We start from the raw sequence: 15,968 nt of genomic DNA, 5'->3' as shown, positions 1-15,968 counted from the left end.
GCATGACCCCGCTTGGCGCCGGCATCCTCGCGGCAATCGTCACGCTGGTGGCCGACCAGGCCTCGAAGCTCTGGCTGCTGAACGTCTTCGACCTCGCCCGGCGCGGCGTCGTCAGGGTGACGCCGTTCTTCGACCTGGTGCTGGCCTGGAATATCGGCATCAGCTTCGGCTGGCTGCAGCACGACAGCCAGGCGGCGCAGCTCGCGCTGATGGCGGTCAAGGCGCTCGCCGTGGTCGCCTTGGCGATCTGGATGGCCCGCTCGCACACCAGGCTTGTCACGGTTGCGCTGGGCCTGATCATCGGTGGCGCCATCGGCAACGGCATCGACCGCCTGATCCATGGCGCGGTGGTCGATTTCGCGCTGTTCCACATCGAGATCGGCGGAAATACCTATAATTGGTACGTGTTTAACCTCGCGGACGTGGCGATCGTTGCTGGGGTGGCGGCGCTATTGTATGATTCCTTCCTGGGGGTACCCGCCGCAAAAGCGCCCTGATCCCGGCCGATACGGACCGGCAGGCGGAACCCGGTTTTGCGAGGGACTGGCCGCGTTTGAGCGGCGATCTGCCACAATATGGAACAGGTATCGTAATGCGCAGCTCGAAGACCAGCGGTTCAATGGTTCGAGACTCCCAATGGGGGGTCTGGCGGGCTTTGAAATTGTCCGCTGTCGCGCTCGGCATTGGCCTCGTCATGTCGACCGGCGCCGCCCGCGCTGGTGATGACGACGAGGACGACGACATGACCTTCGAAGAGAAGCTCATCGACAATCTGATGTCCGGCCTTGGCGCCAAGAGCATGGAGAAGCCCGGCATCGAATACCGTGAGCGTTCGCCGCTGGTCGTGCCGCCCAAGCTCGACCTGCCGCCGCCGGCCGCGGCGGAGGCCGCGGTTGCGCCGAACTGGCCGAAGGACCCCGACGAGAAGCGTCGCAAGGACGCCATTGCCGCGCGGAAGAAGGGGGGCGGGGACAAGGCAGCGGAGTATCTGAAGAATGCCCGGCCGCTCTCGCCCGCCGAGATGAACGCCCACAAGACGGCCGCCGCCGGAAAGACCAGCAATGATCCGGTTCAGCCGGGCACCAACACCGCCAATCCGACTCTCAGCCCCGCCCAGCTCGGATACACCGGTGGACTGTTCAAATTGTTCAAGGGCAACGAGCCCGAGTCGAAGCAGTTTACGTCGGAGCCGCCGCGCCAATCGCTGGTGGAGCCGCCGCCGGGATACCAGACGCCCTCGCCGAACTACGCCTACGGCTCCGGGCCGGACAACTCGAAGCGAACCTATTTCGACATCCTGTCCGGCAAGGAGAAGGTGCAATAGCACTCCTGTCCAGGCCCGGACATTTTGGGCCGTGGAGCTGGCTGCCGGCCATTGGCATGGCTTCGGCTTGGCTGCTCCCGCGTTGATGGCGTTCTCTGCTTCGTGACGCGAAGCCTCAGCCGCACGGTGTAGCATGCGGTGCCTCCGAGCCGGCGATCCGGACCTCGGCGTTCCAAAAGGATCATGATGCCCTCTTACCGATCGGCTGCCTGCCTCCTTGCCGCGCTGCTGTCCACCCCTGTCCTGACATCAGGTGCGGCCCTCGCCCAGACCACGGTCACATCGGCCCCGCCCGCCAGCTTCACGCTCAACAACGGCATGCAGGTCGTGGTGATCCCGGATCACCGCACGCCCGTGGTCACGGAGATGATCTGGTACAAGGTCGGCTCGGCCGACGAGACGCCGGGAAAATCCGGGCTCGCGCATTTCCTCGAGCACCTGATGTTCAAGGGCACCTCGAAGCATCCCGCCGGCGAGTTCTCCCAGACCGTGCTCCGCGTCGGCGGCAACGAGAACGCCTCGACCTCGGTCGACTACACCAATTACTACCAGCGTGTGCCGAAAGAGCAGCTGCCGACCATGATGGAGTTTGAGGCCGACCGCATGACCGGCCTGATCCTCAAGGACGAGAACGTGCTGCCCGAGCGCGATGTCGTGCTCGAAGAGTACAACATGCGCGTCGCCAACAATCCCGACGCGCGGTTGAACGAGCAGATCATGGCAGCGCTCTATCTCAATCATCCCTACGGCCGGCCTGTGATCGGCTGGCATCAGGAGATCGAGAAGCTCGATCGCGAGGACGCGCTCGCCTTCTACCGCCGCTTCTATGCGCCGAACAACGCGATCCTGGTGATCGCCGGCGACGTCGACGCCGCCGAAATCCGCCCGCTGGTCGAGCGCAATTTCGGCTCGATCCCGGCGCAGCCTGCCATCCCGGCACGGCGCGTCCGTCCGCAGGAGCCAGAGCCCGCTGCCCCGCGCACCGTGACGCTGGCCGATCCGCGCGTCGAGCAGCCGAACATGCGGCGCTATTATCTCGTGCCCTCGGCAACCACGGCTGCGGCCGGCGAAAGCGCGGCCCTCGACGTGCTGGCGCAGCTGATGGGCAGCGGCAGCAATTCCTATCTCTACCGCGCCCTCGTCGTCGACAAGCCGCTCGCGGTCTCAGCCAACGCCAGCTATTCCAGCATCGCGCTCGACCCGACCCAGTTCGCGATCTCGGCCGCGCCGAAAGCCGGCGTCAGCTTCGCAGAGATCGAGCAGGCGGTCGACGGCGTCATCGCCAACGTGGCGCAGAACCCGATCCGCGCCGAGGATCTGGAGCGCGTGAAGACCCAGCTCATCGCGGAAGCGATCTACGCCCAGGACAACCAGGCAGTGCTGGCACGCTGGTATGGCGGCGCGCTGACCACCGGCCTGTCGATCGAGGACATCAGGAGCTGGCCCGACCGCATCCGCGCGGTCACCGCCGAGCAGGTCCGTGCCGTCGCGCAGAAATGGCTCGAGAAGAAGCGCTCGGTCACGGGCTATCTGATCAAGGACACCAGTGCTGCCAAGCGCGAGGAGAAGCGTTCGTGACCTATCCCTTCCTTCGACGCGTTGCAGTCTCGTTCGTCGCCGGCGCCGCGCTCGCGCTGGCTGCGGTGTCGCCGTCGCTGGCTGCCGCGAAGATCCAGCGCCTGGTCTCGCCCGGCGGCATCGAGGCCTGGTTCGTGCAGGACGCGACCGTGCCGCTAATCGCCATGGAATATTCCTTTGCCGGCGGCTCGGCCCAGGATCCCAAGGACAAGCCTGGCGTCGCCAATCTGGTCGGCGACCTGCTCGATGAAGGCTCCGCCGATCTCGATTCCAAGACCTTCCACGAGCGGCTCGACCGCCGCGCCATCGAGCTGTCCTTCAATGCCACCCGCGACACCTTCCGCGGCAGCCTGCGCATGCTGCGCGACAACAAGGACGAGGCCTTCGATCTCTTGCGGGGCGCGCTGACCTCGCCGCATTTCAACCCCGCCGACGTCGAACGCATCCGCTCCCAGGTCATCTCGGGCCTGCGCCGCGAGACCACCAACCCGACCTCGCTGGCGAGCCGCAAATTCCTGGAGGTCGCCTTCGGCGATCATCCCTACGGCCGGCAGACCAACGGCAACCTCGACAGCGTGCCGACCATCACGGTCGCCGACATGAAGGACTATGTCGGCCGCGTGCTGGCCAGGGATGGGCTGAAGATCGCAGTCGTCGGCGACGTCGATCCGGTGGCCCTCGGCAAGCTGCTCGATCACACCTTCGGCGCCCTGCCCGCCAAGGCCAACCTGACGCCGGTCCCCGACGTCGAGGCCGCAAAGCCGCCGCAACGCGCCTTCGTCACCCTCGACGTGCCGCAGACCGTGATCACCTTCGGCGGGCCCGGGGTGAAGCGCAGCGATCCCAACTTCATGGCGGCCTATGTCGTCAACCACATCCTCGGCGGCGGCGGATTATCCTCGCGCCTCTATCGCGAGGTCCGCGAGAAGCGAGGCCTCGCCTATTCGGTGTTCGAATCGCTGCTCTGGATGGAGCATTCGGCGATCTTCATCGGCAATACCGGCACGCGCGCCGACCGCGCCGGCGACACCATCGATGCCATCGAGAAGGAAGTGCGCCGGATCGCCGAGGAAGGTCCGACGCAGAAGGAGCTCGACGAGGCCAAGTCCTACCTCAAGGGCTCGCAGATGCTGGCGCTCGACACCTCCTCCAAGCTGGCGCAAGCGCTGCTGCAGTACCAGCAGGACAAGCTGCCGATCGACTATATCGAGAAGCGTAACGCCATCGTCGATGCCGTGACGCTGGACCACGCCAAGGCGGCCGCCCGGCGGCTCTGGGGCCAGGGCCTGCTGACCGTCGTCGTCGGCCGTGCCCCGCAGGCCGCAGCGCAACCGGCGGCGGCACCGGCGACGAAGTCGAACTGACGTTGCTCTCTTGCCTTCCCAAAATGGCCGGGCCCGCCCGGCCATTTTGCGTTTCCAGAAAGCACCATTGCCGAACGTAGACGTCCGCGATATGTCCGGACATCACGAATGGTGCCATCATGCTGCGGATATCCCGCGATCTCGTCATCGACGAGGACGACATCGAGATCGGCTTTGTCCGCGCCTCCGGCCCGGGCGGGCAGAACGTCAACAAGGTCGCGACCTCGGCCCAACTGCGTTTCGACACGCGCAAGCTGACCTTGCCGGAGGATGCGGCGCTACGCCTCGCCCGCATCGCCGGCCAGCGCATGACCAAGGACGGCGTCATCGTGATCCACGCACAGCGCTTCCGCACCCAGGAGCGCAACCGCCAGGATGCCATCGACCGGCTGGTCGAAATCCTCAGCGAGGCGATGGTGCGGCCAAAGCCGCGGCGCGCGACAAAGCCGACCTTCGGCTCGAAGCAGCGCCGTCTCGAAGGCAAGAAGCGCCGCAGCGACATCAAGGCCGGACGCGGCCGGAGCTTCGACGATTAAAGCGCGAGGATGCATCGGCATCGGCAGTGAACTCCCTCCCCCGCTTGCGGGGGAGGGTCGGGGAGAGGGTGTCTCCGCAACGGGACAATCCCGACGCCGAGAAAGCCCTCACCCGGCGCTCCGCGCCGTCTTCTCCCGCATGCGCAAGCGGAAGAGCTGAACGATCCGCCGTGATCTCAGTACCGCTTGGACGGGGCGGCGCCGGTCGCGGCATCGTCGGCCGTCCCCTTGTGCGTCGCGCTGCCCGTGGTGCCGGCCGTGCCTCGGGTGCCCTTGGTCGTCTTCATGCCGGTCTTCTCGCCCGCAGCGCCCGGCTGCGCATTCATCTCCTCGTCGCCGCTACCCATCGTGCTGCCCTGCATGGGTTTGCTTTGCACGGTGCCGCCCGGCTTGGCGGTGGGGGGCGCGCTTTGCGCGAGAACGGGCGTCGCAATGAAGGCCGACAGAGCGCATGCGATCATCGAGGTCTTGACCAACTTCATCCATTTCTCCTGGATTTTCCGCGATGACAGTCCAATGGTTCACAGCGCCGTTCGCCTGGATTGGACCGTGACATCGCGTCAAGCGTGCGAACGGCGCGGTGCTCATCCAAGCCGTATCGTGTGTTGATGGTTTAGGGATTTCGCGGCGGTTTCGCGGAATTGCACTCCTCATATGCGGCAACGCGCGAGCCCGCGCCGCATTCGTCAACGACCGTTGAATGCTGAAGATTCCCACATCTGGTATGTGGGAAGCGCAACCTTCCCCATGCATTTGTTGCGAGGTGGCGTTAGATTGGGACATTCGCCGAGTGAGCTCATGCCCGTCCGCCAACTTCCAGAGCAGATCGTCAACCGCATCGCCGCCGGCGAGGTGGTCGAGCGCCCCGCGAGTGTGGTCAAGGAGCTGGTCGAAAACGCGATCGATGCCGGCGCGAGCCGGATCGACGTCTTCACCGATGGCGGCGGGCGGCGGCGGATCGGCATCACCGATGACGGCGGCGGCATGACCGCGAAAGATCTCGCGCTCGCGGTCGAGCGCCATGCCACCTCCAAGCTCGACGACGAGGACCTGCTCCAGATTCGGACCCTCGGCTTCCGCGGCGAGGCGCTGCCCTCGATCGGCTCTGTCGCGCGGCTCTCCATCACCACGCGCCACGCCAGCGAGCCGCATGCCTGGGCACTGACGGTCGAAGGCGGCGAAAAGTCCGAGATCATGCCGGCGGCGCTGGCGCACGGCACGCGCGTCGAGGTCGGCGACCTCTTCTATGCGACGCCGGCGCGGCTGAAATTCCTCAAGACCGACCGCACCGAAGCCGAGGCGATCCGCGAGGTGGTGCGGCGTCTCGCCATGGCGCGACCCGATATCGCCTTCACGCTGGCCGGCGAGGAGCGCGCGCCGGTGACCTGGGCCGCCGCGCTGCCCGGCGCGGCCGGACGGCTGACCCGGCTCGGCGACATCCTGGGCGCGGAGTTTCGCAGCCACGCCATCGAGGTGCATGCCGAGCGCGAGGGCATCGTCGTCGCCGGCTATGCGGCGGCACCGGCGCTGACCAAGGCCAACGCACTCGGGCAGTATCTTTTCGTCAACGGCCGTCCGGTGCGGGACAAGCTGATTCTCGGCGCGGTGCGCGCGGCCTATTCCGACTATCTGCCGCGTGACCGCCATCCGGTGCTGGCGCTGTTCGTCACGCTCGATCCGCGCGAGGTCGACGCCAACGTGCATCCGGCCAAGACCGAGGTGCGGTTCCGCAATGCCGGCCTCGTCCGCGCGCTGATCGTGCACGGATTGAAGGAGGCCCTGGCGCGCGAGGGACGCCGTACCGCCGCCAACAGCGGCGAGAGCGCCCTGTCCGCGTTCCGGCCCGCTTTCACGCCGCAGCGTCCCGCGAGCTGGGACTGGCGCGCCTCGCCCGCTGCGCCTGTCTCGCCGATGCCGCCGTTCGAGGGCTCTGCGGCGCCCGCTTTCGCCGAGCGCGCGCAGGCCGCGTTCGATGTCGGTGCACCCAGCGCGGATGTGCGGTTCGAGACGCAGCCGGTGGCGGACCTCGTCGACCGGCCGCTCGGCGCGGCGCGCACGCAGATCCACGAGACCTATATCGTCTCGCAAACCCGCGACGGCCTCATCATCGTCGACCAGCACGCTGCACATGAGCGCATCGTCTATGAGCGGCTGAAGGCGTCGCTGGCTACGAACGGCGTGCAGCGGCAGATCCTGCTCATTCCCGAGATCGTCGAGATGGACGAGGCCACGGTCGAGCGCCTGCTGGAGCGCAGCGAGGAGCTCGCCTCGTTCGGCCTCGCCATCGAATCCTTCGGCCCCGGCGCAGTCGCGGTGCGCGAGACGCCCTCGCTGCTCGGCAAGACCAATGCCGGCGGCCTGTTGCGCGATCTCTCCGAGCACATGGCCGAATGGGACGAGGCGCTGCCGCTGGAGCGCCGCCTGATGCACGTCGCGGCGACCATGGCCTGCCACGGCTCGGTGCGCGCCGGCCGAAGGCTGCGGCCGGAAGAGATGAATGCCTTGCTGCGCGAGATGGAGGCGACCCCGAACTCCGGCCAGTGCAATCACGGCCGGCCGACCTATGTCGAGCTGAAGCTGAGCGACGTGGAGAAGCTGTTCGGGCGAAGGTGACGGTGCCGTAGTCGAGCCGCCGTAGGGTGGGCAAAGCGAAGCGTGCCCACCACCTGTCTCAATCATGCAGAGATCGTGGGCACGGCGCGTTGCGCCTTTGCCCACCCTACGAGAACTCGACTACGGCTTCCGCAGAAACACGAACTCCGTGTCGTCATACGCGCGCCGCTCCAATTCCTCAAACCCCTCCGGCGTCACGAACTGCGCGGCCTTGGCTTCCTCCACCACCAGCAGCGCGCCCGGCGTCAGCCAGCCGCCATCGCGCAAGGACGCCAGCGCCTTCTCCGCAAAGCCCTTGCCATAGGGCGGATCGAGGAACACCAGCGAGAACGGCTCGACGGGATGCGCGGGGCCCAGATCGGTCGCGTCGCGCCGATAGACCTTGGTGACGCCACCCAGGCCCAGCGTCTCGACATTGTTGCGCAACAGCGCCCGCGCTTCCGCGCCATTGTCGACGAACAGCGTGAACTTCGCCCCGCGCGAGACCGCTTCGATGCCGAGCGCCCCGGTGCCGGCGAACAGGTCGAGCACGCGCGCATCGGCAATCGGATCGCCATAGGCGTGCACGAGGATGTTGAACACGGACTCGCGCAAGCGGTCCGCCGTCGGGCGAATGTCGCGCGAGGACGGCGAGGCCAGATTGCGCCCCTTCAAGCGACCGCCAACGACGCGCATTACGTTGCCCTCTTGACCACGCAAACAGTGAGCTCCCTCCCCCGCTTGCGGGGGAGGGTTGGGGAGAGGGTGTCTCCGCGGTGGGGTTGTTGAGAATTTGCCAAGTATGTACCTGCGCGGCGAGAACCCTCACCCGCCGCGCTCTGCGAGCGCGTCGGCCTCTCCCGCAAACGGGAGAGGCGCAGCAAGCCCGCAGGCCGCCCCCGTGAAAGCAAATGCGATTCCCCTGCCCACAAGGGGGGAGGGAATGAGACGGAGCCGAGTGACGCGGCGGACTCCACCTCAATCCTCCCGCGGCGTCAGGTCGCGCTTGCCGTGATAGCCGCGCTTGGGACGGCGCGGCGGGCCGTAGCCGCTGGCCTGTTCCTCGTTGCGCTCGCGCGCCTCCTCGCTGCCGGTGCGCTGCACCAGCACGCGGCGGCCCTTGCGGTCGTTGATCACGGCGCGCTTGCTGGCGGGCTTCGTCTCGCGCGGCGCATCGTCCTCGCGCGCGGCCGGCTTCGCGGGCACGTCGAACTGCGCCCCCGACTTCTCGATCACTTTGTCGCCGAGCTGCTCGCGCAGCACCCGCGACTTGATCTCCTCGACCTGGCCTTCCGGGACCTCGCCGAGTTGGAACGGGCCATAGGAGACGCGGATCAGCCGGTTCACCTCGAGGCCGAGATGGGCGCAGATGTTGCGCACCTCGCGGTTCTTGCCTTCGCGGATCGCGAACACCAGCCAGACATTGGCGCCCTGATCGCGCTCCAGCGTCGCCTCGATCGGACCGTATTTGACGCCCTCGATCTCGATGCCACCCTTGAGCTCGTCGAGCTGCGCCTGGGTGACGTCGCCGTGGGCGCGAACGCGGTAGCGGCGCAGCCAGCCGGTATCGGGCAGCTCCAGCGTGCGGGCGAGCCCGCCGTCATTGGTGAGCAGCAAGAGGCCCTCGGTATTGAAATCGAGCCGGCCGACGCTGATCAGCCGCGGCAGACCTTCCGGCAGATTGTCGAACACGGTCGGACGCCCCTCGGGATCGTCATGCGTGGTCATCAGTCCGCGCGGCTTGTGATAGAGGAACAGCCGCGTGCGCTCGCGCTCCGGCAACGGCTTGCCGTCGACCATGACGACGTCGTTCCTGGTGATGTCCAGCGCGGGCGAGTTGATGACGCGGCCATTGACGGTGACGCGGCCCTGCGTGACCATCTCCTCGGCGTCGCGGCGCGAGGCGAGGCCCGCGCGCGCCAGCACCTTGGCGATGCGCTCGCCGGCCTTCTTCGGCTTCGGCGCTTCGTCCCGGCGCGGCCGCCGGTCGGCATCACGATCGCGCTCACGATAGGCACCGCGGCCGCCGAAGGCGGGACGTTTCTCGAAGATCCTGCTGTCGTCCTCGTTTTCACGGCGCGGACGATCGCCGAAACGGCCTTCGCTGCGCGGATGCTCGTGCCAATCGGAACGGCCTTCCGAGCGCTCGCGCGGACGATTGAATTTCGGCCGGTCGCCACCGCGCCCTCCGCGGTCGCCATCGCCGTCACGGCGGGGGCGGTCGAACTTTGGACGATCCTCGCGCGGCCGGTCGAATTTGGGCCGCTCGCGGAACGGGCGATCGCCCGAGGCGCGATCGTCGCGTGAGCGCGAGAACCGCGGGCGATCCTCGCCGCGGCCGCCCTCGCGATTTTCGTCGCGCTTCTGCCAGGGCTTGTCGTCGCTGCGGTCACGGCCGCCGAAATCCTTGCGCGGACCCTTGCTAAAACCCTTGCCAAAATCCTTGCCAAAATCCTTGCGCGGCGGCCGATCGCCGCGCGGACGGTCGTCGCGCTTCTGCCAGGGCTTCGACTCGCCGCGCTCGCCACGATCGCGCGGACGGTCGCCATCGCGCGAAAACTTGCGCTCGCCGTCGAACTTGCGCTCGGGGCGGTCGCCGCGCGGCGAATATGGCCGCTTGTCGCCGAACTTCTTGTCGCCGAACCGGCCGGCGGGACGCGACTCGTCGCGATCGCGGCTGCGCGGCGGACGGTCGTCACGGCCTTGGGGCGGGCGGTCGCCGCGCGGCTTGAAGGAGCGCTTGTCGCCATCGCGCGCTCCACGATCGGCGAACGGCCGGTCGCCACGCGGCTTGAAGCTGCGCTCGCCGCGGCCTTCGCCGCTGCGATCGTCGCGCTTGAAGCGCGGACGGTCGGACGAATCCCGGCGCGGGGCATCGCCCTCCTCGCGGCGACGGAATGGACGGCTGTCGCGATCGCCCCTCCCCTCGCTCCTTCCCTCTTTCTTGCCCTCGAAGCCGCGCTTGGCGAACTTCTTCTCGGGGCCGCGCGCCTTGCCGCTGCGGCCGCCTTTGGGCGGGCCTCGCCGGCCGCGGGAATCGTTGTCTTTGTCGCTGTCGCGAGGCATGAATGATCTCACTTGGGGGTAGCGCGATGAGCATTGCGCGCGCTCGTTCCGAGCCGCATGCTCAGGCAAAATCGGTATCCACTCTTGCTGAAGGCGGAGCTACTAGCAGGTTTCTGGCGATGATACGAGGCTTGAAAGCCCCCTCTTTCATGGATTTGGCGCTCAAAACGGCCGAAAACGCCGGAAAGGCGGGCGAAGTTCCGGTCGGATGCGTGGTGGTCCGCAATGACGAGGTGATCGCCACCGCCGCCAACCGGACGCTGACCGATTACGACCCGACCGCCCATGCCGAGATGGTCGCGCTGCGCGAAGCCGCAAAGAAGATCGGCAGCGAACGCCTCGTCGACTGCGACCTCTACGTGACGCTGGAGCCCTGCACCATGTGTGCGGGCGCGATCTCGTTTGCAAGGGTCAGGCGGCTCTATTACGGCGCCGCCGACCCCAAGGGCGGCGCGGTGGAATCAGGCGTGCGCTTCTTTGCCTCGCCGACCTGCCATCACGCGCCGGACGTCTATTCCGGCGTCGGCGAGACCGAAGCGGCGCGGCTGCTCAAGGCGTTCTTCCGGGAGCGGCGGTGACGGCGCCACCCTGCGCTGTCATGCCCCGCGTAGTGCGCAATTGCGCACGAAGGCGGGGCATCCAGTACGTCGCGGCCCATCGTTTCAACCACCACCGTCACGGAGTACTGGATCGTCCGCCTTCGCGGACGATGACAGTTGAGTGTTGGGCGCGGAGCGTCGCTCAGCCCGCGAAGAACTCCCGCAGCGCCTTCGCGGTCACGTCGGGATTTTCCTCTGTGAGGAAGTGGCCGGAATCCACCGGCATCCCCGCAACGTTGGTCGCCCATTGCTTCCAGGTGTCCAGCGGCGTCGCGGCGGCTTGCGCCACGCCGGCATTGCCCCACAGCGCCAGCATGGGAATGGTGATCTTCTTGCCGGCCTCGAAATCCGCCTTGTCGAGGTCGTAGTCGAAATAGGCGCCGGCGCGATAATCCTCGCACATCGCATGGATGCGGGCGGGATCGCGGAACGGGGCGAGGTAATGGTCGAGCGCCCGCGGATCGATCGCCTCTAACGTTTTCGACTTGGTCTGGCTCGCCATCTTGAAGCGCAGGAAGAACTCGCCCTGGCCAGAGATCAGCGTCTCCGGCAGCGGATAGGGCTGCGCCAGGAAGGTCCAGTGATAGATCTTCAGCGCGTAGGCGCGGTTCATCCGCTCCCAGTAATTATAGGTCGGCAGGATATCGAGCACCGCGAGCTTCGACAGCCGGCCGGGATGGTCGAGCGCGAGGCGGTAGGAGACCCGGCCGCCGCGGTCGTGGCCGGCGAGCGCGAAGTGCACGTGGCCGAGCCGCTCCATCATTTCGACCATGGCCTTCGCCATCGCGCGCTTGCTGTAGGGGATGTGCAGCGCGTCGCTCTCGGGCATGTCGGACCAGCCGTAGCCCGGCAGATCGGCGATGATCAGCGTGAAGTGCTCGGCCAGTTCAGGCGCCACCTGGTGCCACATCACGTGGGTCTCGGAGAAGCCGTGCAGGAGCAGCAGCGGCGGGCCCTTGCCGCCGACGCGGGCGAAGACGCGGCCGAAGGAGGTATCGATCCACTCGGAGGCAAAGCCCGGATAGAGGTCGGCGAGGTCGGACATCTTGTTGCATCCTTGAGGGGCCAGTCGGGGTCGGCCCCCGACACCAAAAAGTGCGAAAACAACCCCATGCACAGTACCGGTATCATCATCGGGGCCACTAAGCCCAATGACTGATTGCACATTCTGGGGTGCGCATGTGGCGATCCGGTGACGGAGAGCCCGCAAAGCCAAGCCTTGGCGGCCCCTGTCAGCCGATTCTCAGCCTTTGGCCTTCTCCGCCTCCACCGCCTGCCAGCCGATGTCGCGGCGGCAGAAGCCCTCCGGCCAGCGGATGCGGTCGACGGCCTGGTAGGCGCGCGCCTGCGCTTCGGTCACGGTCGCGCCCAGCGCGCAGACATTGAGCACGCGGCCGCCATTGGCGAGGATGGCGCCGTCCTTCGCCACCGTGCCGGCGTGGAAGATCTCGACCTTGTCCACCTTGGCCGCGTCGTCGAGCCCCTCGATGCGAGTCCCTTTTTGATAGTCGCCGGGATAGCCTTGTGCGGCCATCACCACGGTGAGCGCGCTTTCCTTGTGCCAGCGCAGATCGAAATTCTTCAGCTGGCCATCACATGACGCAAGGAGCGCCGGCACGAGGTCGCTCATCATGCGCAACATCAGCACCTGGCATTCAGGATCGCCGAAGCGGACGTTGAACTCGAACAGCTTTGGCCCCTGCGTCGTCAGCATGATGCCGGCATAGAGCACGCCGCGGAACGGCGTGCCGCGGCTCTTCATGCCCGAGACCGTCGGCAGGATGATCTTGGCCATGATGGCATCGTGGATCGCCGGCGTCACCAGCGGCGTCGGCGAATAGGCGCCCATGCCGCCGGTGTTCGGGCCGACGTCGTGGTCGAACACGCGCTTGTGGTCCTGCGCGGAGGCCAGCGGGATCGCAGTCTCGCCGTCGCACAGCGCAAAGAAGCTGATCTCGCGTCCCGGCAGAAACTCCTCGATCACGACCTCCGCGCCGGCCTCGCCGAAGGCGCCCTCGAACATCATGGCGATGGCATCCTCCGCCTCGCGCACGGTTTTCGCGACGACGACGCCCTTGCCGGCGGCAAGCCCGTCGGCCTTCACCACGATCGGCGCGCCCTGGCTCTGCACATAGGCGCGCGCGTCACTGGCCTTGGTGAACCGCTTGTAGGCGCCCGTGGGAATGCCGAATTCGGTGCACAGCGCCTTGGTGAACCCCTTGGAGCTTTCGAGCTGCGCCGCCGCCCTGCTCGGCCCGAACGCCTTGATGCCGGCGGCGGTGAGATCGTCGACGATGCCGGCCGCCAGCGGCGTCTCCGGCCCGACCACCACGAGCTCGACCTTGTTCGCCTTGCAGAAATCGATCACCGCGGCGTGGTCGGCGACATCCAGCGCCACGCACTCCGCCTCCCTGGCGATCCCGGCATTGCCGGGCGCGCACCAGAATTTGGTCACCAGGGGAGAGGCCGCGATCTTCCACGCGAGAGCATGTTCGCGACCGCCGGAACCGAGCAGGAGGATGTGCATAAGGGGCTCAGAATGAGGGGTTTGCTGGGGCGGAGGTCGCATGAATCGGGGTGGGTGTGAAGGGGGATGCGGGCCGAACTCCCCGTCATTTCGGGGAGCACCGAAGCTCCTCTCCCCTTCTCCCCTTGTTGTGGGACAGCGAAAATGCCCGAAATCGCTAGCTATTGTACGAGAGTGGACGGGCGGTTCGGGGGGGCCGGTACATCGGCAAAATGTCCTCGTGCTCAGCCATTGTCGTTGCGGATAGGGATTCCCACCTATCGTTTAAGTTGCGGTATCATTTCATTCTTCCTTTGATGGTCCATGCCACGAAAAAGCGAACCTCCTTTCGTTTCGGAAGCGCGTCTACGCTTGACGCAGGCGAAAAAGCGCGTCGTGCGCCAGCAGATTCGCGTCGACAGAATGTCCGCAGCAGCGCCGAACCGAGTTCGTGCCCGAGCGCTGCTCGAAGAGTTGCGGCGACGCGAACACAGGGCTGCCCTATACGTACGGATGGTCGAAGGCTGGTGGCGAAAGCACCGCCGTGGCAAATTTCCTCGTGACATCAAGAATAGATTTGTCGGTCCACCAAAGGCGCGCGAAACGGTGGGCCAGCGGAAAGCGCGATGGGATCAGAGTGTCCGCACTTTCCTTGACACACAGTATTCGGCGGCGCCGCACTACAAGTCGTGCGTTCTTCTGGCCTGGGAGAAATTTCTTGCCCTCAATTTGGCGTCAGAGCACTTCGTCACAGAATTGTTGAGCGGCAACAAGGCCAAAATCTTGCAACGCGTCTGGGAAATGATGATAGCGCGTCATCTCGATGCACTCGGCTTCAAGATCACAACCGCTGCCAAAGGACCAGACTTCAGGTTCGAGCACGAAGGCAGGGTCTATTGGATTGAGGCGGTTTCGCCGGAGCCCATGGGAGTCCCCGAAGACTATTTGGAGTTTCCAAAGCCCGGCGAATTCAAGGTTGGGGACGTGCCGCACGAGGAAGTGCGGCGACGGTGGATTACCGCCGTCGATGAGAAGGCGAAGAAGCTCAAGAAATATCGCGCCAAAGGCATTGTTGGAAGGAATGATGCCTACATCATTGCGGTAAATGGCTGCCAGCTCGGTGCGCTTCCCGTTGATCACGGGATTTCTGGGCTCCCCTATGCCGTTGAAGCAGTCTACCCGGCTGGCCCGGTTGCAATCCCAATAGACAAGGCGACCGGTGCTTTTGGAAAACCGTATATCGGAATCCAGTGGTCCATTAAGAGCGCAAATGGAAGCCCGGTGCCGACCTCAATGTTCGTCAACAATGAGCACGCCGGGGTTTCGGCTATCATCGCGTCGTCTTCCGACCGCTCCGAAGATCCCATTTTGCCACTCGATGTCGTCCACAATAATTTCGCAAAGGTGCAGCTTGGCCGCGGCCTATTGGGCGCGAAGTCGGATGAATGGGTACCGTCTCCCGACGGCAACGGGGGCATCAACGTAACAAAGGTCAAACCCGAGCCGTCAGCCGGAGCGACGGAAGGCGCGCAGCCAACTGGTCACGTTGCGGCCGACAAAAATTTCGGCGAGCGGTCCGCCGTCGACGTGGTGGCCGGGGGAACGGTGCGATAAGCGAGTGGATCGAATTGGGACTGTGGGAGTGATGATGCAACCCCAACTCCACATGACTTTCGGATGGCGTCACAAGATCATCAAACAGCAAGGCAGCTGGTATCGATATAGACGCATCATCGAGCACTTCGAAGAAGTAGCCTTCTACGACCGAGTCCTTCTCGTTAGCGCGACCACAATCACGATAGCAACCGCGGCACCGATCGCCCAGACGCCATCGGCGCTGATACTCGCACCCCAGAGATTGACCAGAAGTTTGTCCGACATGACACAGCTCTCCATTTGAATTCTTGAGAGCCGAATCGTTCAGGGGGACTTTTCTACTTAGGCACGTGCTGCCAAATCTGCGCAAAAAGGCCGGCACAGATTAAGTGGAATTGTTGGAATCTCAGATAGTTAGACTGCAACATGGTACGAGTATTTAAAGCGCGGTCGCTCACTATGTTGATTAGTGCTTGATCTAACACGTGAATTTTGAGGCGTTAGGCAGGAATCTTAACCGCCGCCCGCCACATATTTCGGTGCACGAGATGCTCCGGAAGGCCGCTGGCGAAGATTTTTTTCAGCCCGTAGGATGGGTTGAGCCCTTGCGAAACCCATCCTACGTGTCTCTCGATGGGCCCAAAGAATTGGCCGACCGAGTGCCAACTGCGATTCATCTTCAGTTGTGATTGCATGAGAGCCCCGATGACGGAGAGCGGGAGTAAAGCGATGGGTTTCGCAAGGGCTCAACCCATCCTTCGAGCTCTAAAGAACCTTTCCGACCACATTCAAAAATTTAGGCAACGT

Annotated in this window: 13 protein-coding genes; 8 read left to right on the top strand and 5 right to left on the bottom strand. The window is 65.3% G+C overall.

Annotation, left to right across the window (positions count from 1 at the left end; genetic code table 11):
• Positions 1-2: 2 nt before the first annotated feature.
• The 5 genes from lspA (at position 3) to arfB (ending at position 4,802) form a co-directional block, all read left to right on the top strand.
• Positions 3-497 carry a signal peptidase II gene (gene lspA, locus DCM80_RS16635; RefSeq protein ID WP_257192701.1) on the top strand — a complete coding sequence of 165 codons (495 nt, stop codon included), beginning with the start codon at positions 3-5 and terminating at the stop codon, positions 495-497.
• Between the two features lie 95 nt (positions 498-592).
• Positions 593-1,324 (top strand): hypothetical protein, encoded by a 732-nt coding sequence (locus DCM80_RS16630; RefSeq protein ID WP_257192700.1) that lies wholly within the window; start codon positions 593-595, stop codon positions 1,322-1,324.
• 183 nt (positions 1,325-1,507) lie between these two features.
• Positions 1,508-2,902 carry a pitrilysin family protein gene (locus DCM80_RS16625; protein WP_257192699.1) on the top strand — a complete coding sequence of 465 codons (1,395 nt, stop codon included), beginning with the start codon at positions 1,508-1,510 and terminating at the stop codon, positions 2,900-2,902.
• Entirely contained in the window at positions 2,899-4,266 is a 1,368-nt protein-coding gene (locus DCM80_RS16620; RefSeq protein ID WP_257192698.1) for a pitrilysin family protein, read from the top strand. The genes DCM80_RS16625 and DCM80_RS16620 overlap by 4 nt, the downstream gene beginning before the upstream one ends.
• A 119-nt stretch (positions 4,267-4,385) precedes the next feature.
• Entirely contained in the window at positions 4,386-4,802 is a 417-nt protein-coding gene (gene arfB, locus DCM80_RS16615; RefSeq protein WP_257192697.1) for an alternative ribosome rescue aminoacyl-tRNA hydrolase ArfB, read from the top strand.
• A gap of 176 nt (positions 4,803-4,978) precedes the next feature.
• On the opposite strand, the gene DCM80_RS16610 is transcribed toward arfB, so the two are convergent.
• Positions 4,979-5,284, bottom strand: a complete 306-nt coding sequence (locus tag DCM80_RS16610) for a hypothetical protein (RefSeq protein ID WP_257192695.1) — start codon at positions 5,282-5,284, stop codon at positions 4,979-4,981.
• Positions 5,285-5,600: 316 nt separating this feature from the next.
• Between DCM80_RS16610 and mutL the strand changes: the two genes are divergently transcribed.
• Complete coding sequence (gene mutL / locus DCM80_RS16605; protein WP_257192694.1) at positions 5,601-7,415, top strand: DNA mismatch repair endonuclease MutL; 1,815 nt, start codon at positions 5,601-5,603, stop codon at positions 7,413-7,415.
• A 120-nt stretch (positions 7,416-7,535) separates the two neighbouring features.
• Here the strand turns inward: mutL and rsmD are convergent, their stop codons facing one another.
• The gene (gene rsmD / locus DCM80_RS16600) at positions 7,536-8,090 is read right to left on the bottom strand and encodes a 16S rRNA (guanine(966)-N(2))-methyltransferase RsmD (protein ID WP_257192693.1); all 555 of its coding nucleotides are present in this window, start codon (positions 8,088-8,090) and stop codon (positions 7,536-7,538) included.
• 282 nt (positions 8,091-8,372) lie between these two features.
• Complete coding sequence (locus tag DCM80_RS16595; protein ID WP_257192692.1) at positions 8,373-10,460, bottom strand: pseudouridine synthase; 2,088 nt, start codon at positions 10,458-10,460, stop codon at positions 8,373-8,375.
• Between the two features lie 119 nt (positions 10,461-10,579).
• Here DCM80_RS16595 and DCM80_RS16590 point away from each other — a divergent pair, with 119 nt between their 5' ends.
• Positions 10,580-11,038 (top strand): nucleoside deaminase, encoded by a 459-nt coding sequence (locus DCM80_RS16590; protein WP_257197961.1) that lies wholly within the window; start codon positions 10,580-10,582, stop codon positions 11,036-11,038.
• A gap of 163 nt (positions 11,039-11,201) precedes the next feature.
• On the opposite strand, the gene DCM80_RS16585 is transcribed toward DCM80_RS16590, so the two are convergent.
• On the bottom strand, positions 11,202-12,104 hold the full coding sequence (locus DCM80_RS16585; protein WP_257192691.1) for an alpha/beta fold hydrolase: 903 nt from the start codon (positions 12,102-12,104) through the stop codon (positions 11,202-11,204).
• Positions 12,105-12,302: 198 nt separating this feature from the next.
• The gene (gene purD / locus DCM80_RS16580) at positions 12,303-13,586 is read right to left on the bottom strand and encodes a phosphoribosylamine--glycine ligase (RefSeq protein ID WP_257192689.1); all 1,284 of its coding nucleotides are present in this window, start codon (positions 13,584-13,586) and stop codon (positions 12,303-12,305) included.
• 351 nt (positions 13,587-13,937) lie between these two features.
• Between purD and DCM80_RS16575 the strand changes: the two genes are divergently transcribed.
• Entirely contained in the window at positions 13,938-15,179 is a 1,242-nt protein-coding gene (locus tag DCM80_RS16575; RefSeq protein ID WP_257192687.1) for a hypothetical protein, read from the top strand.
• Positions 15,180-15,968 lie beyond the last annotated feature (789 nt).

This window comes from Bradyrhizobium sp. WBOS08 (genome assembly GCF_024585125.1).
Lineage (GTDB): Bacteria > Pseudomonadota > Alphaproteobacteria > Rhizobiales > Xanthobacteraceae > Bradyrhizobium > Bradyrhizobium japonicum_B.
The sequence above is the reverse complement of the archived record's forward strand: the minus strand, read 5'-3'. Positions and strand labels throughout refer to the sequence as shown.